18 protein-coding genes and 2 pseudogenes are annotated in these 19,337 nt (G+C 39.4%); 19 read left to right on the top strand and 1 reads right to left on the bottom strand.

Going from position 1 to position 19,337, the window contains the following annotated elements:
• Positions 1-286: 286 nt before the first annotated feature.
• The 9 genes from J0J33_RS09945 (at position 287) to J0J33_RS09905 (ending at position 8,501) form a co-directional block, all read left to right on the top strand.
• A complete protein-coding gene (locus J0J33_RS09945; protein ID WP_206887736.1) occupies positions 287-2,641 on the top strand; it encodes a helicase C-terminal domain-containing protein in 2,355 nt (784 codons plus the stop codon).
• 182 nt (positions 2,642-2,823) lie between these two features.
• Positions 2,824-3,267, top strand: a complete 444-nt coding sequence (locus tag J0J33_RS09940) for a DUF5590 domain-containing protein (RefSeq protein WP_206887733.1) — start codon at positions 2,824-2,826, stop codon at positions 3,265-3,267.
• Positions 3,268-3,270: 3 nt separating this feature from the next.
• Positions 3,271-4,464 carry a pyridoxal phosphate-dependent aminotransferase gene (locus J0J33_RS09935; RefSeq protein WP_206887731.1) on the top strand — a complete coding sequence of 398 codons (1,194 nt, stop codon included), beginning with the start codon at positions 3,271-3,273 and terminating at the stop codon, positions 4,462-4,464.
• Positions 4,454-4,783 (top strand): GIY-YIG nuclease family protein, encoded by a 330-nt coding sequence (locus J0J33_RS09930; RefSeq protein ID WP_003133012.1) that lies wholly within the window; start codon positions 4,454-4,456, stop codon positions 4,781-4,783. Before J0J33_RS09935 ends, J0J33_RS09930 begins: the two co-directional genes overlap by 11 nt.
• A 20-nt stretch (positions 4,784-4,803) precedes the next feature.
• A complete protein-coding gene (gene asnS, locus J0J33_RS09925; protein WP_019294316.1) occupies positions 4,804-6,141 on the top strand; it encodes an asparagine--tRNA ligase in 1,338 nt (445 codons plus the stop codon).
• A gap of 123 nt (positions 6,142-6,264) precedes the next feature.
• Positions 6,265-6,612, top strand: coding sequence for a nucleoside triphosphate pyrophosphohydrolase family protein (locus tag J0J33_RS09920; protein ID WP_206887728.1), 348 nt, complete (start codon positions 6,265-6,267; stop codon positions 6,610-6,612).
• Complete coding sequence (locus J0J33_RS09915; protein ID WP_165719999.1) at positions 6,609-7,226, top strand: thiamine diphosphokinase; 618 nt, start codon at positions 6,609-6,611, stop codon at positions 7,224-7,226. Before J0J33_RS09920 ends, J0J33_RS09915 begins: the two co-directional genes overlap by 4 nt.
• Before the next feature lie 9 nt (positions 7,227-7,235).
• On the top strand, positions 7,236-8,156 hold the full coding sequence (locus tag J0J33_RS09910; RefSeq protein ID WP_061414580.1) for a Gfo/Idh/MocA family protein: 921 nt from the start codon (positions 7,236-7,238) through the stop codon (positions 8,154-8,156).
• 18 nt (positions 8,157-8,174) lie between these two features.
• Positions 8,175-8,501: a heavy metal-binding domain-containing protein gene (locus J0J33_RS09905; RefSeq protein WP_019294313.1), complete on the top strand. Its 327-nt coding sequence runs from the start codon at positions 8,175-8,177 to the stop codon at positions 8,499-8,501.
• 50 nt (positions 8,502-8,551) lie between these two features.
• Here J0J33_RS09905 and J0J33_RS09900 read toward each other — a convergent pair whose 3' ends face one another.
• Positions 8,552-8,851, bottom strand: coding sequence for a GIY-YIG nuclease family protein (locus J0J33_RS09900; RefSeq protein WP_019294312.1), 300 nt, complete (start codon positions 8,849-8,851; stop codon positions 8,552-8,554).
• A gap of 106 nt (positions 8,852-8,957) precedes the next feature.
• On the opposite strand from J0J33_RS09900, the gene uvrA reads away from it, so the two are divergent.
• The 10 genes and pseudogenes from uvrA to J0J33_RS09850 form a co-directional block, all read left to right on the top strand.
• Entirely contained in the window at positions 8,958-11,777 is a 2,820-nt protein-coding gene (gene uvrA, locus J0J33_RS09895; protein ID WP_191673183.1) for an excinuclease ABC subunit UvrA, read from the top strand.
• A 156-nt stretch (positions 11,778-11,933) separates the two neighbouring features.
• Complete coding sequence (locus J0J33_RS09890) at positions 11,934-13,856, top strand: fructose-1,6-bisphosphatase (protein WP_206887718.1); 1,923 nt, start codon at positions 11,934-11,936, stop codon at positions 13,854-13,856.
• A 46-nt stretch (positions 13,857-13,902) separates the two neighbouring features.
• Entirely contained in the window at positions 13,903-14,655 is a 753-nt protein-coding gene (locus tag J0J33_RS09885) for a MurR/RpiR family transcriptional regulator (protein WP_019291601.1), read from the top strand.
• A gap of 130 nt (positions 14,656-14,785) precedes the next feature.
• Entirely contained in the window at positions 14,786-15,934 is a 1,149-nt protein-coding gene (gene nagA / locus J0J33_RS09880; RefSeq protein ID WP_206887717.1) for an N-acetylglucosamine-6-phosphate deacetylase, read from the top strand.
• A 141-nt stretch (positions 15,935-16,075) separates the two neighbouring features.
• Positions 16,076-16,498, top strand: coding sequence for a PTS sugar transporter subunit IIA (locus J0J33_RS09875; protein ID WP_086583161.1), 423 nt, complete (start codon positions 16,076-16,078; stop codon positions 16,496-16,498).
• Positions 16,499-16,774, top strand: coding sequence for a preprotein translocase subunit YajC (yajC, locus tag J0J33_RS09870; RefSeq protein ID WP_061415105.1), 276 nt, complete (start codon positions 16,499-16,501; stop codon positions 16,772-16,774).
• A gap of 89 nt (positions 16,775-16,863) precedes the next feature.
• Complete coding sequence (gene agaV, locus J0J33_RS09865; protein ID WP_003132995.1) at positions 16,864-17,340, top strand: PTS N-acetylgalactosamine transporter subunit IIB; 477 nt, start codon at positions 16,864-16,866, stop codon at positions 17,338-17,340.
• A 151-nt stretch (positions 17,341-17,491) separates the two neighbouring features.
• Entirely contained in the window at positions 17,492-18,301 is an 810-nt protein-coding gene (locus tag J0J33_RS09860) for a PTS sugar transporter subunit IIC (protein WP_019294305.1), read from the top strand.
• Positions 18,291-18,899: pseudogene (locus J0J33_RS09855) on the top strand (PTS system mannose/fructose/sorbose family transporter subunit IID); the annotation flags it as partial. The gene J0J33_RS09860 and the pseudogene J0J33_RS09855, both read left to right, overlap by 11 nt.
• Positions 18,890-19,336: pseudogene (locus J0J33_RS09850) on the top strand (PfkB family carbohydrate kinase); the annotation flags it as partial. The pseudogenes J0J33_RS09855 and J0J33_RS09850, both read left to right, overlap by 10 nt.
• Between the last annotated feature and the right edge of the window lies 1 nt (position 19,337).

Raw genomic sequence — 19,337 nt, 5'->3', positions numbered from 1 at the left:
AAAACTATTTTTGGAGTCTAGTTTTAGCGCAGGAGGCGCTTAATCAAACACGAGGTGTCAAGGCAAATGCATATACCAGTGTACTTTGCGATATTTTCACAGTCTTCTTACTGCAAAATCATGTTTTTGACGAATCAAGTAGCGGGGCAAAGTTGCTGTATGTTTAGAAGCACAACTATGTGCTGTCCTCATTGCGTCTAATTTGGTATAATTATAAAGATCTATTTTTAAACGGCCAAGTAAAGCAAAGCCTTATAAAAATAAATAGAAGTTGAAAGGTAAAAAAATGACTCGATATGCTGTGGTGGACTTAGAAGCCACCGATGCGCACAGCTCGCAGAATAAAATTATCCAAATAGGTATTGTGCTAGTCGAGGGTGGAGAAGTGGTAGACACTTATACGACAGATGTCAATCCACATGAGTCGCTTTTGCCGAGAATTGCTAACCTTACAGGCTTGTCTGACCGTCGCTTGTCAAAAGCACCAGACTTTTCAGAAGTTGCAGAAGAAGTGCGCCAAAAACTGGAAGGTACCATCTTTGTAGCTCACAATGCACGTTTTGATTACTCTTTATTAATGAAAAGTCTTTTTCCTTTAGGTTTGGATTTGGAGTTACCGCGCGTAGATACCGTTGAGCTGGCACGAGTTCTTTTTCCTACCTTTGAAAAATATGGGATGGAAGCTCTTAGTGAGCGACTAGACTTATGTCACGATCAGCCTCACGCTGCTTTATCAGATGCTTTAGCTACAGCAGAGTTACTGCTTAAGATGCAAGATAAGATTCGAGAGCTTCCACGTGCTGTTTTAGAGGAGATTATTCGCCATTCGGACAGCTTACTCTATGAGACGAAAGAATTCTTAAAAGAGCAACTGCCCTATACATCACTCAACGTTGAACATCTTTATGTAGTTCATAATATTGCTACCCGTAGAGAAAAAGTTAAAGAAAACAGACAGCCCCTTGCCAATTCTTTTGCTAAAAATATCTCTCGTTTGGGTCTTAAAGTCCGGAAAAATCAAGAAAAGATTGCCGAAAAAATAAAAGAAGAACTTACACAAAGTCGCCCTTCTTTCATTGAAGCCCCCACTGGCATCGGGAAGACATATGCTTATCTTTTACCTTTGCTTGCAGAAGGACGGGAAATTGTTGTATCAACGCCGACTAAAGTTCTACAAAATCAGATGATTCATGGTGTAGCACCTATTCTTAAAGAAAAATTTGGTGTGAATTTCTCTAAGCTTTTAGGAACGAAGAATTATATTTCTTTAGAAAAATTTTCACGGCTTTTGCTGGCAAATACTGAAGGAAAAAACTTCGAAATTTTTAAGATGAAAATCTTGGTTTGGTTGACGGAGACGCTTACAGGGGAGCTAGACGAGCTCTCCAAAGTGATGACCAATGAGGAGTACTTTGCTCAGATTGCGCATGATGGCTATGTTAACAATAAACAACTGCATTATGAACAGGACTTCTGGCTGAAAGCACAACGCCGAGCTGAAATTTCGCAAGTCAAAGTCGTCAATCATGCTTACCTAATTGAACGTCTTGCAGATTATCCTGAGACTTTCTTACAGGAACGTATTTTAGTTGTGGACGAAGCACAGCAACTCTTTACAACACTGGAAAGAGCCAATCAGAAAACAGTTAAAATCTCGGAGCAATTGGAAACCGTCGATATAGAAAATTCGCATTTAAATAAACGCCTTGTGGAAAGTTTGACATTTCAGCTCAAAAATAAAAATCTGGACAGTGAGAAAATCGCTCTTGATGCGAGAGAGCTTGGTTTAAAAGAACTGACTGAAATTTTTGAACATCCAGAGCAGAACTTTATTTGGCGTGAGGGAGATATGGTTCACGCTTCAAGTACGGATTTTTATAATTTTGAAAAACTGGTACCTTCAGGAACTAAAATATATATGCTGGGAGCAACCTTATCTCTGACAGAAGACAAACCTATTTTCCCAGAACTTTTGGGCTTTAAGGACTATCGTTTCTTCAAATTTGACAGCCATCCCGCCGATAACCAAGAAATATTTATCGTGTCTGATGGGCCGCATATCAAAAATACAGGTGTTATGGCTTACGCGCATTATGTTGCGGATAGAGTTTCCGAGGTTGCTGAGCTGGGTGCTCAAGTTGTCGTTCTCTTTACAGCAAAAGTGTCTTTAACTTTTGTAGCAGAGCAACTGTCCGCTGAAGGTTGGGATGTATTGGCTCAAGATATTAATGGGACTGCTGCACAAATCAAGAAAAAATTTGATAAAGGAGAAGGGCAGATTCTTCTGGGCTTATCTTCCTTCTGGGAGGGTGTGGATTTTGAGAAGCAAGATCATCTTGTTTTGATGATTCCCCGTCTGCCCTTTGCTACGCCAGATGATATTTTAACGAAAAAGTATGCAAAACGTTTTAATAACCCTTTTTACGATTTTAATGTCCCTATGGCAACTTTGAAGTTGCAGCAAGCTCTTGGACGTGTCAATCGCCGCCATAATCAGTATTCCAAAGTTGTGATTCTTGACAATCGATTAGCAGGAAAATCTTATGCGAAAAGAATGCGTAAAAATCTTGCGCAAACTGCGCCGCTTAAAACACTTGAAAATAGTGAATTAGTGGAAAAAATTATTGAATTCCTGATGTGAAGTGATACCCGATACAGATAAGTCCAAGAAGAAGTTAAGAAAAGACACCGAAATTCTTCAGTGACAAGGCTACGGAAAATTATGGATTTAACTTTTTCCGGCAGAAGACCTTTGTAGAGAAGCAATTTCGCTGCTTTTTTGCTATAATTAAATAGATTATCTAAAGGACAGAAAGGTAGGCTATGAGAAGAAGACGAATGACTCTGCATACACAGATTATTATCGGTATTTTAACGGTAATTCTGGCAGGTTTTATTGCGATAAGCCTCTTTATCTGGAGAGCAATCAGCCCTTATAATACAGCAAGAAGCACTGCAATTGCTATAGCAAAGGATAAAACTGAGCTGAAAACTCCAACAGCTTTTGACATTGCAACTACAGATAGCACAGATTATTCTTTACTTGGCAAAACTGAAAAAGGCAAAGAGATAGGTGTTTTAATCCCTGAAAAAGGGGGAAATTTAACAGTTATTGACATGGCAACAGGTGTTAAGCCCGAAACGCTTCAGGCGGATAATACGACATCTATTGTCTTGGCCCTTTATAAAAATCAGCCAGTATGGCAGGTAAATAGTCGTGAAGGTTTTAAACTTTATGATTTCAAAACGGGTAAGGAGCTGTTGTAATTTATGAAAAAACTATCTGATTTTGTTTTAAATATTGAAGAGTCTGTGACTCTAGCTGCTGCGAAGCGTGCTAAAGATCTCGCAAGCCAAGGAAAAAACATTATTGATTTAACTTTAGGGCAGCCAGATTTTTCCACCCCAGAATTAATCGGTGAAGCAGCTATTGATTCTATTCATTCAGGCAAGGCAAGTTTCTATACACAAGCTTCTGGCTTACCTGAGTTGAAAAGTGCTGTGCGTAATTATTGGGATAAATATTATGGTTACGCCATTGAAGATAAGGAAATTTTAGTTACCACGGGTGCTAAATTTGCGCTTTATGCCTTCTTCCAAAGTGTTTTAGATAAAGGAGATGAAGTCATCATCCCAGCCCCCTATTGGGTGAGCTATGTGGATCAAGTAAAAATGTCAGGAGGTCAACCTGTTGTCGTTTCGACTTTGCAAGAAAATGACTTTAAAATCACAGTTGAACAACTTGAGGCAGTAAAAACCGAAAAAACGAAGGTGCTTTTATTAAATAGTCCATCCAATCCAACAGGAATGATTTATTCAAAAGAAGAATTACTGGCTTTGGGAAATTGGGCTGTTGCTAATGATTTGTTAATCTTAGCAGACGATATTTATCACCGACTGGTTTATAATAAAAGCGAGTTTACAGCTATTTCATCCTTATCAGAGGAGATTCGTCAACGCACGATTGTTATTAATGGTGTATCGAAAACCTTTGCGATGACTGGTTGGCGCATTGGACTTGCAGTTGGTGATAGCGAAATTATTGCAGCAATGACGAAGATTGCAGGTCAAACAACCTCAAACCCAAGTACAGTTGCTCAATATGCAGCCATCGAAGCCTTTAATTCTGATGAAGCGGCAGTCGAAAAAATGCGTACAGCATTTGAATCAAGGCTAAACTTGATACATCCTATGATCAACCAAATACCTGGCTTTGAGGCTATTAAGCCTAATGGTGCATTCTATCTCTTTCCTAAAGTTGAGAAAGCAATGGCACTGAAAGGGTATGACAATGTTACGGATCTTGCGACAGCGATTCTTGAAGAAACTGGAGTGGCTCTGGTGACGGGGGAAGGATTTGGGTCACCCGTACATGTGAGGTTGAGTTATGCCACTGACTTTGAGAGTTTGACAGAAGCAGTAAAACGTCTTCAGATTTGGATGGAAGAGTCGCATGATAGATAAAAAAGAAGCAAAATCAGCTTATAAGCTCCAAGAAAAACTAGGTGCTGTTGTAGCTTATAAAAATATTTCAAAAAACAAGTTTTATCTTGATATAGCACCAGATTTGCCTGGTTTGAAAAATCGCTTTGAATTTTCACGAAAAACAGGTATCGGTGTTCCCCTAGCCATTGACAAAGATTGGAAGTCTGATGACTTTGAACTCCTGGTGTTGGAAGAGCTTAAAAAAGATGAATTACAGACACCAAAAGCTTTTAAAGAAGATTTGAAAACTTTGAAAGAAATCTGGTTAGAGAAATTTATAGACAAAGATTTATATTAATAAAAGAGAAGGAATTATTTATGAAAGACTTAGTATCAATCATCGATGTGAAAGACCACGTCGGAGAAGAAATTAAAATTGGCGCTTGGGTTGCAGACAAATCAGGAAAAGGAAAATTGCAATTTCTCCAACTCCGTGATGGTACAGCTTATTTCCAAGCTGTCGTTTTCAAACCAAACATGATTGAAAAATTTGGTGAAGAAGCAGGACTAGAAAAGTTCACTGAAATCAAACACTTGGCTCAAGAAACATCAGTAATCGTAACAGGGATTGTAAAAGAAGATTCACGTTCAAAATTTGGTTACGAGCTTGATGTCACAGACCTTGAAGTCGTTGGTGGATCTGTGGATTATCCTATCACACCAAAAGAGCATGGTACAGATTTCTTGATGGATAACCGTCACTTGTGGCTACGTAGCCGCAAGCAACATGCTATCATGCTTGTACGTAACGAAATTATTCGTGCAACATATGAGTTTTACAATGCCAATGGCTTTGTTAAAATTGATAGTCCAATCTTGACAGGCTCAGCTCCTGAAGGAACAACAGAACTCTTTGAGACAGATTACTTTGGACAGCCTGCTTACTTGTCACAAACTGGTCAGCTCTATGCAGAAGCGGGTGCGATGGCATTTGGCAAAGTCTTTACCTTTGGTCCAACTTTCCGTGCTGAAAAATCAAAAACGCGCCGTCATTTGACAGAATTCTGGATGATTGAGCCAGAAATGGCCTTCACAACTCATGAAGAATCTTTGGATATTCAAGAAGCTTATGTCAAACATTTGATCAAATCAGTCTTGGAAAACCAACGTTATGCTTTAGAAAGTTTGGAACGTGACATTGATTTATTGGAAAAATATGTCAATGAACCATTCAAACGTGTCACTTACGATGACGCGATTGAACTTCTTCAAAAAGAAGAAGCAAATAATGATTATGATCATATCGAGTGGGGTGACGACTTTGGTTCACCACATGAAACATTTGTTTCTAACTACTATGGTGTGCCAACATTTATCATCAACTACCCTAAAGCGATTAAAGCTTTCTACATGAAACCACATCCAACACGTGAAGATGTTGTGATTTGTGCCGATCTTATCGCGCCAGAAGGATATGGTGAAATCATTGGTGGTTCAGAACGTGCGACAGATTATGATTACTTGGTTGAAAAAGTAAAAGAATTCGGGCTTTCAGAAGAAGAGTACAGCTGGTACCTTGACTTACGTAAATTCGGTTCTGTGCCACATTCTGGTTTTGGACTTGGCTTGGAACGTGCGGTAACCTTTATTACAGGCAACCAACATATCCGTGAAGCTATTCCATTCCCACGTATGCTTGGACGTATTCGCCCTTAAAGCTTAAATAAAAGTTCTCAAGTTACTTGAGGGCTTTTTTGTATAAAACCAAGGGGTGAAACATCCTTTTTCAGTGGAGTTTTTGATATAATAAGAGGGAGAATTAAAGGAGGAACCTTATCTATGGAACTTAAGGATTATCAAAAGGAAATAATAAAATTTGATGTCAATGGTCCTCTAGCGGATATTGAGCAGATAAATTTTGCTTTTTTAGATAAGGTACTCGGTTTAGCAGGGGAATCAGGAGAAGTTGCGGATAAGATAAAAAAAATCATCCGTGATCAGGATGGCATTATTAAAGATGATGATAAAAATGCTTTGGGAAAAGAATTAGGCGATGTCTTATGGCATGTAGCAACCTGTGCGCGCTATCTGGGGCTTGATTTGGAACAAGTCGCTCAAGCCAACTTAAATAAACTGGAAAGTCGTCAGCTGAGAGGCAAAATAGCGGGGAGCGGGGACGAGCGATGAGAGTACTTATTCACGCAGGGAGGCCAGCAAGCTTACCTGAAGAAAGCTATGATTATTATGTCGGTATTGATCGTGGAGCTGTATTTTTACTTGAAGACCATCAAAATATAGACTTAGCGGTTGGTGATTTTGACTCTGTAAGTATGGAAGAATTCGGCAAAATATCAGAAGCTACTCATGAACTTGTTAAACTTCCGGCAGAGAAGGATCAGACGGATTTAGAAGCTGGTTTAGATCAGGTGCTTTCGCGTTTTCCAGATGCAGAAATCATGATTATTGGTGCCCTTGGTGGAAGGCTTGACCATCATTTGACCAATGTGTATCTGCCCCTGAATTTTGACTGTCCTGAAAGGATTTCTTTGAAGGACAAGCAAAATTTTGTAAAATATCTGACTCAAGGGCAGCACACCATTCGCAAGATTGAAGGCTATCCATATTTGGGCATTGTTCAGGTCGGCACAAAAAGAAGTTTAGAGATTAAAAACGCAAAATATCCACTTAAAGCTGAGGATAACTTTGCGGACATCTACGCAAGTAATGCTTTTATCAGTGAGACGATGGATTTAAAAATTGCTCAAGGCAAACTTATCGTCATTTATTCAAAAGACAGTTAGAGAGACTATATGATTATTGGAATAATTGGTGCAACATCAAATATCGCAGGTAAGGCCTATCTGCCCGTTTATGCAAAAATGCAAGCCGAGCATCGTTTTATTTTGCATTCGCGAACATGGGAAAAAGCTGAAGAGATTCGAAAAAAATACAAGTTTGAATATGCGACAACGGATTTAGGCGCGTTGGAAACTTGTGATATGGTCGTCATCCATGCAGCCACGGCTCAACATTTTGAGCTTGCAAAACGCTATTTGAGTGCAGGCACACATGTCATGATGGATAAGCCGATTTCCGAAAACTTTGATGAGGTCCAAGAACTTCATCGCTTGGCTGAGGAGAATAATGTCCTCTTTGTTATCGGTTTTAATCGTCGTTTTGCCCCAATGACAGACAAACTTAAAGAGGTCAATCAAAAAAACTTTATCAAGGTAAGTAAAAATTTAGCAAATAATGCCGACGAAGTACAATTTAGTTTGTATGATATTTTTATCCATCCTTTGGATACGTTGATTTACTTGCTTGATGACGAGATTGAACGTTACAGTTATCAATTAGCGATGACACCGGACAAAAAACTTTCACGTGTGATAGTCACACTGAGAACGCAATCTTGTATGGGCATCGCCAGCATGAACTTGACTTCAGGCGCTTTTTCTGAGGAATTTACTGTCGAAGCAAGCAGTGGAACCTATCGTCTATCAGAACTTACGGAGTTAGAAATCCTTACTGGATTAGACAAGCAAAAAATCGGAATTAATGGTTGGCAAAGTGCCACATATAATCGTGGTTTTGAAAGTTTGGTTTTTGACATGGTTGAAGCAGTAACTCATTTTGATGGTCATAATAGAGATGAACTTATGAAACAGATGAAACAAACAAATGTTCTAGATTCGCATGAGATCATCCATGAAATTTTGGATAAAATGTAACCTATAAGGAGTAAGTAAATGAAAGATATGCTAATTTTAACTACAAATGATGCACCTGGCTATCGTGTTGTTGAGGTCTACGGTGAGGTTTTTGGTTTAACAACTCGTTCACGTAACGTCTTCTCAAGTACTGGACAACAATTAAAAACGATTGTCGGAGGAGAAATTGCCGGCTATACGAAACTCCAGCATGAAACGCGTGAGAGTGCTATTGAACGTCTTGCAGAAGAAGCACGAGATAAAGGTGCTAATGCAATTCTCGCTATGCGTTTTGACTCTTCGACATTTGGTAATGTGGACTCAGTTGCTGCTTACGGTACAGCTGTTAAACTGGAAAAACTATAAAAAGCAAACTTGAGTTTGCTTTTTATAATTAAACTGAAAAAAGGGATGTTTTATCCCTTTTCTTTAGCTAGAAGTTCTTTTTCAAAAGTTTCTTTGATTGCTCTTTCTTTAATTAATTTTAATTTTTGTGAACGATTGAGTTTATGCTTAAACCACCATTCGCATTTTAAGGCGTGTTTCTTATCTGAAAATTCAACGGAAGTCAGAAGTTGAAGGGGACGACGTGCTTTAGTATATTTAGCACCTTTACCAGAGTTATGGGTTTCCAGTCGTTTCGTAACATCGTCTGTATAGCCACAATAAAGCGTATCGTCAGCACAACGCAAAACATAGACAAAATAAGATTTCATGATAAGGCTATTGTACCTTAAAATGTAGTATAATTGAAGTATCTTTATCGAAAATAAGAAATTCAGTCTCAGTAAATATGGGATAGAAGTGAGAAGGGAAGAGTAAATGCCCCAAGATAAAATTGTTATACATGGTGCTCGAGAGCACAATTTAAAAAATATAGATGTTACCATTCCACGTGATAAGTTGGTCGTTGTTACAGGTGTTTCGGGTTCAGGGAAATCTTCTCTGGCTTTTGAGACTTTATATGCTGAAGGACAACGACGTTATGTCGAATCATTATCTGCTTATGCCCGTCAGTTTTTAGGTAATATGGATAAACCAGATGTGGACAGTATTGACGGCTTGTCGCCAGCTATCTCTATTGACCAGAAAACAACTAGCAAAAATCCACGCTCTACTGTTGGAACAGTAACGGAGATTAACGATTATCTCCGTTTACTTTTTGCGCGTGTCGGAAAACCTTTCTGTATCAATGGACACGGAGAAATTTCAGCACAATCGGTTGAAGAAATTGTGGACCAAATCCTCGAATTGCCTGAAAAAACACGCCTACAGATTTTAGCACCAATTGTGCGTGGTAAAAAAGGACAGCACGTTAAAGTTTTTGAGCGTGTGCAAAAAGAGGGCTATGTGCGTGTCCGCGCTGATGGTGAAGTTTACGATGTAACAGAAGCACCAGAGCTTGATAAAAATAAAAAGCACAATATCGAAGTCGTTATTGACCGTATCGTTGTAAAAGAAGGTATTCGTTCACGTTTGTTCGACTCTGTTGAAGCAGCACTTCGTATTGCTGAAGGCTATGTTATTGTGGACAAGATGGATGGGGAGGAACTCCTTTTCAGTGAGTTTTATGCCTGTCCTGTCTGTGGTTTTACAGTTCCCGAGTTAGAACCACGTCTCTTTTCATTTAATGCGCCTTTTGGTTCTTGTCCAGACTGTGATGGTCTAGGGATGAAAAATGAAGTCGATCCTGACTTGGTTATTCCTGACGACAGTAAGACCTTACGTGAAGGTGCTGTCGCTGCCTGGAATCCTATCTCTTCAAATTACTATCCAACCATGTTGGAATGTGCTAGCCGTGATTTTGGAATTGATATGGATACACCATGGGCTGACTTGCCGGAAGAACACAAAGATATTATTCTTAATGGTTCTGGTGAGCGTAAATTTCATTTTTACTATGTCGGTGATTTTGGAAATGTGTCTGATAAAGACATGGTTTTCCCTGGTATAATCAATAATATCAACCGTCGTTTCCGCGAAACTTCAAGTGATTATACACGTGAATACCTTCGTGGTTACATGACGGAGTTAACATGTACGACTTGTCACGGCTATCGTTTGAACGATCAAGCCCTTTCGGTTAAGGTTGATGGGAAACATATCGGAGAACTTTCTAACTTAGCTATCGGTGACGAGTTAGAGTTTTTAGCTACTCTTACTTTATCTACAAACGATGAAATGATTGCGCAACCTATTGTAAAGGAAATCAAAGATCGCTTATCTTTCTTAAAAAATGTGGGTCTAGATTATCTGACACTTTCACGGGCTTCAGGTACTTTATCAGGTGGAGAATCGCAACGTATTCGTTTAGCGACACAGATTGGTTCTAACCTTTCAGGTGTCCTTTATATCCTTGATGAGCCATCAATTGGTCTACATCAAAGAGACAATGACCGCTTGATTGAATCCCTCCAAAAAATGCGTGATTTAGGAAATACACTTATCGTGGTTGAGCACGATGAAGATACGATGAAAGCAGCAGATTGGCTGATTGATGTCGGACCAGGCGCTGGAGATTTAGGTGGTGAAATCATTGCTGCTGGTACGCCGAAACAAGTAGCGAAAAATAAAAAATCTTTGACAGGACAATATTTATCAGGAAAACGTTCCATCCCTGTACCTGCCAAACGCCGTAAAATCGATAAAAAACGTATGGTGAAGGTCACTGGGGCTTCAGAAAACAATTTACAAAATATCGATGCCCAATTTCCTTTAGGGATTATGACAGCTGTAACTGGTGTTTCAGGGTCGGGTAAATCAACCTTGGTTAATTCGATTCTGAAGAAAACCTTGGCGCAAAAACTCAATCATAATTCAGAAAAACCAGGTAAACATAAAAAAGTTACCGGTTATGAAGAAATTGAACGTTTGATTGATATTGACCAATCTCCGATTGGACGCACACCACGGTCAAATCCAGCAACCTATACCTCTGTATTTGATGATATCCGTGGACTCTTTGCTGAAACCAATGAAGCCAAAATACGTGGCTACAAAAAAGGACGTTTTTCATTTAACGTGAAAGGCGGACGTTGTGAAGCTTGTTCGGGTGACGGGATTATCAAGATTGAAATGCATTTTCTTCCAGATGTGTATGTCCCATGTGAAATCTGTCATGGCAAACGCTATAATTCAGAGACTTTGGAAGTACATTATAAAGGAAAAAATATTTCGGAAATTCTTGATATGCGCGTGTCGGATGCTTTAGAATTCTTCCGTCATATTCCCAAAATCGAGAGAAAATTGCAAACCATCGTTGATGTCGGCTTAGGCTATGTTACTTTGGGACAACCAGCTACAACCTTATCTGGTGGTGAAGCTCAAAGGATGAAGCTTGCTTCCGAATTGCAAAAACGCAGTACAGGCAAGAGCTTTTATATCTTGGATGAGCCCACAACAGGCTTGCACAGCGAAGATATCGCCACATTAATTAAAGTTTTGGATCGCCTTGTGGATCAAGGCAATACCATCGTGGTTATTGAACATAATCTTGATGTGATCAAGACCGCTGACTATATTATTGATCTCGGACCAGAAGGCGGTGCTGGCGGCGGAACAATCCTAGCTACAGGCACACCAGAAGAAGTTGCTGAGGTTGAGGAATCTTACACCGGACAATATTTAAAACAAAAATTATAATTGTCTGATTAAAAAAAGAGTAAAGTCTGATCTTTACTCTTTTTTGTGTAGGGAAAACACATTTAGAAGAAAGCGCTTTACTATAAATGTTAAAAATACTATAATGTAGGCATGTTGCTTTTATCAAGAAGCAAGAATTAGAGGAGAAAACAGATCATGGATGAAAAGTACTATAAGCTGCTAAAAGAACAGTTTGTATCCAAAGAAGCAGTCTTAACCGAAATCATAAACCTCAGCGCAATTTGTGAACTTCCTAAAGGTACAGAACATTTTGTGAGTGACATACATGGGGAATACGATGCTTTTAATCATGTCTTGCGTAATGGCTCAGGTTCGATTAAAGAAAAGCTCCGCGAATGCTTTCCTGACTTAGATCCTACCGAGATTTCAGAGCTTGCAACTTTAATTTATTACCCAGAAGAAAAGCTGGCTTCCAAAGAAAGTCAGCTTTCGCAAGAAGCATTTGCATATTATTGCCGTGAGAACCTGATTTCCTTATTGAAACTCGCTCGATTTGCAGGGAAAAAATATACACGGTCGAAAGTACGTAAAGCTTTTCCAGAAAAATTCCGCTATATTCTGGAGGAATTAAAACATGAGGTTGAGTCGAGTTCAGAAAAACGTGCTTATTTTGACTCCATTATTGAAAAACTTCAACATCTGGGTGAACTTCCGAACTTAATTATTGCACTTGCAGATAGTGTGAGACGTTTGACCGTTGACCATTTACATGTGGTGGGCGATATTTATGATCGTGGCCCTTTTCCGGATAAAATTATCGATCGCCTGATCAGTATGCCTTCGGTTGATGTTCAATGGGGCAACCATGATATTATCTGGATGGCAGCCATCGCAGGTTCACCGCTTGCGATGATGAATGTTATTCGGATTAGCTCGCGTTATGGGAACTTGGATATTCTTGAAGATTCATATGGGATTAACTTACGTCCGCTGATTGAATACGCGGAGCGGTATTATGAGCCCAGTCCAGCCTTTGCCCCTCGTTTGACGGAAGGAGAATATCTGTCACAGGAGGAGTGTGACTTGCTCAATAAACTCCAACAAGCTACGGCTATCTTACAGTTCAAGTTAGAAAGTCAATTAATTGCACGACGCCCAGATTTTCATCTGGAAGAGCGGGATGTCTTGCATTTTATTAATTATGATGAAGAGCGTATCACGCTCAAAGGTAAACAGTATGATTTACAGGAATTTCAGGCACCCACGGTTGATCCAGTTCAACCGGAGCAGTTAACAGACGAGGAAGAAATCTTACTGAAAAAACTGCTGAAAAATTTTCAGGCTTCTCAAAAACTCAAAAAACATATTGATTTTCTTTTAGAAAAAGGTTCAATGTATCTTTCCTACAATGGCAATTTATTGATTCATGGTTGCCTTCCTCTCCATGAAAACGGGGACTTCAAGTGTTTCAGACTTGAAGGAGAAGCTTATTCTGGGCGCGAATTGCTCGATCTTTTTGAAGATCATGTGAGAAAGAGTTTGGCGCATCCTGATGTGAAAGAAGATTTATCTACAGACTTACTCTGGTATCTGTGGGTGGGAGAATCTTCTTCACTTTTTGGTAAAGAAGCGATGACCACTTTTGAGCGTTATTATATCTCGGATAAAGCAACACATGTTGAAAAGAAAAATCCATACTATCGTCTAAGAGAAGAGCCAGAGACGATTAGTCGTATCTTGAAAAATTTTGGGATGGATGAAAAAGGACATATCATCAATGGACATACGCCGGTCAAAGAAAAGAAAGGTGAAGAACCAATCAAAGCTGGTGGTAAACTGATTGTAATTGATGGCGGTTTTTCTAAGCCTTACCAAAAAGAAACTGGGATTGCGGGATACACTTTGCTTTATAACAGCTATGGTATGCAGTTGGCAGCTCACGAGCCTTTTAAAACGATAAAAGCAGCTGTCGAAGACGGCAGCGATATTGTAAGTGTCAAGCGATTGGTTGATCGAGTAGAGGAAAGAACCTGTGTTAAAGATACCAATATCGGTCAGGAGCTTTCGAAGACAATTGATGATTTAGAGTATCTTTTTGAAAATTATGAAAAATATTGACTTGCAATGCTCGAAAATACAAATTTTGAAGTTAAAGGAGTGACAATTGAAAACCTTAAGTGAAGCAGAGTCGTATTGTTGGAATCATATTCAAGATAATTTAAATCGGATTCCTAATCTATCTATCTCGATATTGGCCACAGAATCACATGTCAGTGTTTCCACAGTTAATAGAACCTTGAAAAAAATGGGCTACGATGGTTATTCTGACTTTAAACAAACTATTCGTAATACCAAAAACGAGCGCCGCAAAAATGGCTTTTCAAAAGAGGTTAATCAGGCGATCCGTAAAAATGAAATAGAAATTACACGGACGATTAATCAACTTTCAGCGGATGATATTGAAGCTGCTATTAAGTTGATTGATCATCATAGCAAAATTATGATTTTTTGTGCAGGGCTGAGTGCTAATGTTGCACGGGAAATGATGGATAAGCTGCAACTTTTTGGAAAACTTTGTGTTATTCACGATGATTTTGATTATATGCAGTATTTTGCAAGTAAAGCCAACCGTGATTATCTTATCGTTGCCTTTTCTTTGAGTGGCGAAACACCCGAGATTGTACAAGCACTTCATAAAGCGAAGAATCGGGGAGCAAAGATTATTGCACTTGTGGGAGCAATGCCGAGTGCCATTGGAAGTCAAGCTGATGTTTACATCCATGCTTACAAATCAACTCAAAAAACGATTAATTTTGGTTTAGACGTGGGGAGTCGCCTATGTTTACAAGTTGTGAATCGTATCTTGTTGGATGCTTTTGCCCTTTACAAAAATTTAGCACCTATTCGTGAAGATTAAATAAGACAAGCAGAGAAGATAAAATCTCTGCTTTTTTTGGGAAAATTTTCCACTTATATAAGGGACTTTTTGGAAAATTTTCCCCTTATTTCTGATTTATACTAAGAAAAAAGATAAATGGAGGTAAGGCATGACTTACTATATTAAAGCAGATAAATTTTTTTATCCTTATCAAACGCTCAGTGGTGGCTATTTAGAAATTAAAGCGGGTAAATTTGGCAAACACATGCAAGAAGTTCCTGAAGATGCTGAGGTCAAAGATTATACAGGATACTGGATTGCGCCAGGATTGGTGGATACACATATACATGGTTTCGATGGCGCAGATGTGATGGACGGAGAGTCAGAGTTGCTTGATAAGATGAGTCAGAGTTTACTTAGAGGGGGTGTAACTTCTTGGATAGCTACACCATTAACAGGGAAACATGAGCGCCTTAGAGAAGTCTGCGAAGTAGTTGGAAATTATAAACCAGCAGTTACAGGGGCCAAAATACAAGGTCTTTTCTTTGAAGGACCATACTTTACTACTCAACATAAAGGTGCGCAAAATCCCGCTTATATGACAGATCCAGATGTGGAAGAATTTGAAAATTGGAACCAAGCAGCGCATGGTATGATTCGAAAAATAGCCGTTGCACCTGAAAGAGAAGGAAGTATCGAATTTATCCGAGCTTTAACAAATCGAGGAATCACGGTTGCTTTAGGACACTCTAACGCTACTTTAGCTCAAGCAACAGCAGCAGTAGAAGCAGGTGCTACTGTCTTTGTCCATACATTTAATGGCATGAGTCCCTTTAACCATCGGGAACCCGGAATGGTTGGTGCGGCACTGAGCCTTCCGAATACATATGCCGAGCTTATCTGTGACGGACATCATGTTCATCCGACAGCGGCTAAAATATTAATTCAAAGTAAGGGAGCATCGCACACGGTCCTGATTACCGATGCGATGCGTGCTGCAGGAATGCCCGATGGAGATTACATGTTGGGAGAATTTCCTGTACGTGTTGAAGGAGGCGCTGCTCATCTTAAAGAAGGAAATAGTTTGGCTGGTTCTATCCTCATGTTAAAGGATGCGGTTAAAAACGTAGTAGATTGGGGAATTGCAACAGCGGAGGAAGCTCTTATGATGGCGACCTTAACTGCTGCCAAGTCTGTTAATATTGATGACCGCTGTGGTCAAATTAAAGAAAACTATAATGCTGACTTTATCGTTTTAAAGTCCAATATGGAACTTTCAGAAGTCTACGTCAATGGTGAACAGGTCATGTCGTCTTAAAACGCGAAAGTATATAAAGACAAAACATAGTTGTAAGCGGTTAATTCAGGAAAATTTACCAAAAATATAGGACTTATTTGGAAAAATTTCCTATAATTCATAGCTTATAATAAAACTAAATTGAGAAGACAAGGAGAAATGATGAAAGCTTTAATTTCTGGGCATGCGCATTTTGCAGAAGGTATGAAGAGTGCGGTTGAATTAATTACCGGACCACAGGCAGACTTAATCACACTTACTTTTGATGAAGCAACAAACCTTGAAGAGTATCAAGAGGCTTTAAATAATTTTTGTAAAAATGGTGAAGAAGTAGCCATTTTTACGGATCTACTTGGAGGGACACCTTTTAATAAAGCAATGATAGCTAAAGGAGATAGTGAGAACGTGCATATTTTTACGGGTACGAATCTTCCGATGCTGATTGAGTTTGTTTCTCAAGGAATGATGGGAACAGAGGGTGATTTAATACTTGATTTGTCTGTTTCTACAGCTAAAGATGGTGTCACTCTTGACTTAGCGCTCGGCAAAAAAATGCTAGAAGTTGAAGAAAGCGATGGCATTTAAATGACGGCACAATTTATTATCAACAGTTCACTTGTCTTTATTGGTTTTATTCTTCTAGGCGGTGCTTTTTATAGCATTGTTAGTGGTCTGCAGTTTAGCAAGCGTAAGAAAGTTATCGCCGAGTTGCATCAGAATCTTGCCGTAGGAAGTGAGGTCATGTTTAGTGGCGGCTTGACAGGAGTTATTACTGATTTAGACGAAGAATTCTGTCGCATAAAGCTTGCGGATAAGTTGGTGATTAGAGTTTCACGTTATGCCATCACGCAGATATTGTAAAACGTTCATTTTCCTAGTTTCTAGGGTATTAAATAAAATTTGAATACGAACAAACAGGTTCCTATTCTCTATTAAGAAAGGTCATTATTATGCCAAATATTTTACTTACTCGTATTGATAATCGCTTGATTCACGGTCAAGTTGCCACACAGTGGAACAGCTTTGTCGGCTCCAACCTTTTGCTTGTTGCAAATGATGATGTGGCAAGCAATCCACAGCGTCAAGCACTGATGGATATGGCTGCACCGACTGGAGTTGCGACACGCTACTTTAGTCTCCAAAAAACGATTGACATTATTAGTAAAGCTGCTGATCGCCAATTGATTTTTATTATCTGTGAAAATCCTCAAGATGTGTTACGTCTTGTTGAAGGTGGTGTACCCATTAAAAAAGTGAATATCGGTAATATGCACATGTCAGAAGGAAAACGTCAAGTTGCAACTGTTATTGCCGTGGATGACGATGATGTGGCAGCATTTAAGAAACTGAAAGAACTTGGTGTTGAGCTTGAGATACAGCGCGTGCCAACGACAGCAATAGAGCCATTGGATAAGCTCTTCAAATGATACTCGTGATACATTTCTAATTTTGGTAACAAGAGGATTTTGCAAGAAAATAGAGTATTTATTGTCAAGTGAATTTATTTTTCTCGTTTTGATATTATAGGCTCTCAATTTTTTGGTTAAAATCCAACAAAAAAATATAAGGAGAAAACTTATGGATGCTTCCATTTTTCAGATTATTTTGATCTTTGCAGTGACTTTTGTCGTTGCCATTGACCAATTTAGTTTACTTCAATCTTTGTACCAACCTATTGTCACCGGTTTGGTTATCGGCCTTATTCTCGGTGATGTTCAAACCGGTTTGATTGTTGGTGGTACTTATCAACTGATGACTATTGGTAATATGCCGGTTGGTGGGGCTCAACCACCAAATGCGGTTATCGGTGGTATTATGGCAACAGTCTTGGCTATCACTCTGGGTCTCCAGCCCGCCGCAGCCGTTGCCACTGCTATCCCATTCTCATTGCTAGGTCAATATGGTGTAACCTTGATCTTCACAGTTATGGCTCCGGTAATGGGTGTCGCGGATAAATATGCAGAAGAAGCAAACCCAGCCGGAATCGCGAAAATTAACTGGCTAGCGATGTGTGCACTCGGAACAATCTTTGGTATTGTCGTAACGCTCTTCTTTATTGGAGGGAAAGCCTTTGGAGATACAGTAGTAAATGCTATTCCAGCCTGGCTTATGAGTGGACTCGGTGCATCCGGAAACATGATGCGTTATGTCGGTTTTGCAATCTTGATTAAAGTTATGGTTTCAAAAGAACTTTGGGGCTTCTACTTCCTAGGTTTCGTGCTTGCTGTTATTGTTACCGGTATTGAAGCGCTCAAAGGTCCAGCATTACTTTTACTCGCCGTAATTGGTTTTGCATTCGCCTACTGGGATTTCCAAATGAATACAAAACTCAAAGCAGCTGCGGCAGCAGCACCAGCTAGTGAAGGAGATTATGAAGATGGTATTTAATATTCCTGATAATTATTCTAACCAAACGCCAGCACCACAACTTGATAAAAAAACACTCAACAAAATGGTTTGGCGCTCCGTTTACCTCCAAGCATCTTTTAACTATGAACGGATGCAAGCCGGTGGATGGCTCTACTCGATCTTGCCCGGTTTGGAAAAAATCCACACGGACAAAAAAGACCTTTCAGCTTCAATGGCGCACAATTTAGAGTTTTTCAACACACACCCATTTTTGGTTAACTTTGTAATGGGGATCGTGCTTTCACTTGAGCAAAATAAAACAGATATTCAAACGATACGTGCCGTTCGTGTTGCAGCGATGGGACCACTTGGAGGGATTGGTGATGCACTCTTCTGGTTCACGCTTGTACCAATCACGGCAGGGATAACAGCTAATATGGCGATTGCTGGAAATATCGCAGCACCGTTCATCTTCCTCTTTATTTTCAATGCTGTACAGTTCGGCTTGCGTTACTTCCTGATGCATTGGTCTTACCGAAAAGGAACAGATGCTATCAGCATCATGACTGCTAATGCAAAAGAATTTACACGCGCAGCTTCTATCCTTGGTATTTTCGTAGTGGGGGCATTGACTTCAGCTATGCAGAAGTACTGGAGACTTTGTCTTACAAACCTTTCTTACTTAAACCCAATGATGAGGAACTGGCGCACTGGTTTAATGTGGAGCTAAAAACGCCAGAAGATGTGATCTATTACGGTAAAAAATTGGTAGAGCAAGGTGCACAAAATGTTTTGATTTCCTTGGGGGAAAAAGGTGCCTTGTTTATCAATTCGGACCAAATCTTATCTGTAAATGCTCCGCAAGGAGAAGTTGTCAACACAGCTTGTGCAGGCGATAGCTTGCTTGGAACTTTCTTAGCCGGAATAATCAAAAATGAAGCTATCGGAAAAAATTTGCAATTAGCAATTGCAGCTGGCTCTTCTACAGCTTTTCAAAAGGGCTTGACTGATTTTTCCGATGTTCCACAGCTGATGAAACAAATTACTGTTACTGAAATTATGAATAAACTATAAG

Source organism: Lactococcus sp. LG1267, assembly GCF_017309545.1.
Taxonomy (GTDB): domain Bacteria; phylum Bacillota; class Bacilli; order Lactobacillales; family Streptococcaceae; genus Lactococcus; species Lactococcus petauri.
Note: the sequence above shows the minus strand (reverse complement) of the source record. Positions and strands in the feature narration are given on the sequence as shown.

Excerpts from the sequence above, each read along its gene's own strand:
- J0J33_RS09875 (WP_086583161.1), top strand. The coding sequence starts at position 16,076 with ATGAAAGCTTTAATTTCTGGGCATGCGCATTTTGCAGAAGGTATGAAG.
- uvrA (WP_191673183.1), top strand. The coding sequence starts at position 8,958 with ATGCCCCAAGATAAAATTGTTATACATGGTGCTCGAGAGCACAATTTA.
- agaV (WP_003132995.1), top strand. The coding sequence starts at position 16,864 with ATGCCAAATATTTTACTTACTCGTATTGATAATCGCTTGATTCACGGT.
- asnS (WP_019294316.1), top strand. The coding sequence starts at position 4,804 with ATGAAAGACTTAGTATCAATCATCGATGTGAAAGACCACGTCGGAGAA.
- J0J33_RS09860 (WP_019294305.1), top strand. The coding sequence starts at position 17,492 with ATGGATGCTTCCATTTTTCAGATTATTTTGATCTTTGCAGTGACTTTT.
- J0J33_RS09945 (WP_206887736.1), top strand. The coding sequence starts at position 287 with ATGACTCGATATGCTGTGGTGGACTTAGAAGCCACCGATGCGCACAGC.
- J0J33_RS09930 (WP_003133012.1), top strand. The coding sequence starts at position 4,454 with ATGATAGATAAAAAAGAAGCAAAATCAGCTTATAAGCTCCAAGAAAAA.
- J0J33_RS09910 (WP_061414580.1), top strand. The coding sequence starts at position 7,236 with ATGATTATTGGAATAATTGGTGCAACATCAAATATCGCAGGTAAGGCC.
- yajC (WP_061415105.1), top strand. The coding sequence starts at position 16,499 with ATGACGGCACAATTTATTATCAACAGTTCACTTGTCTTTATTGGTTTT.
- J0J33_RS09905 (WP_019294313.1), top strand. The coding sequence starts at position 8,175 with ATGAAAGATATGCTAATTTTAACTACAAATGATGCACCTGGCTATCGT.
- J0J33_RS09915 (WP_165719999.1), top strand. The coding sequence starts at position 6,609 with ATGAGAGTACTTATTCACGCAGGGAGGCCAGCAAGCTTACCTGAAGAA.
- J0J33_RS09935 (WP_206887731.1), top strand. The coding sequence starts at position 3,271 with ATGAAAAAACTATCTGATTTTGTTTTAAATATTGAAGAGTCTGTGACT.
- J0J33_RS09890 (WP_206887718.1), top strand. The coding sequence starts at position 11,934 with ATGGATGAAAAGTACTATAAGCTGCTAAAAGAACAGTTTGTATCCAAA.
- J0J33_RS09920 (WP_206887728.1), top strand. The coding sequence starts at position 6,265 with ATGGAACTTAAGGATTATCAAAAGGAAATAATAAAATTTGATGTCAAT.
- nagA (WP_206887717.1), top strand. The coding sequence starts at position 14,786 with ATGACTTACTATATTAAAGCAGATAAATTTTTTTATCCTTATCAAACG.
- J0J33_RS09940 (WP_206887733.1), top strand. The coding sequence starts at position 2,824 with ATGAGAAGAAGACGAATGACTCTGCATACACAGATTATTATCGGTATT.
- J0J33_RS09900 (WP_019294312.1), bottom strand. The coding sequence starts at position 8,851 with ATGAAATCTTATTTTGTCTATGTTTTGCGTTGTGCTGACGATACGCTT.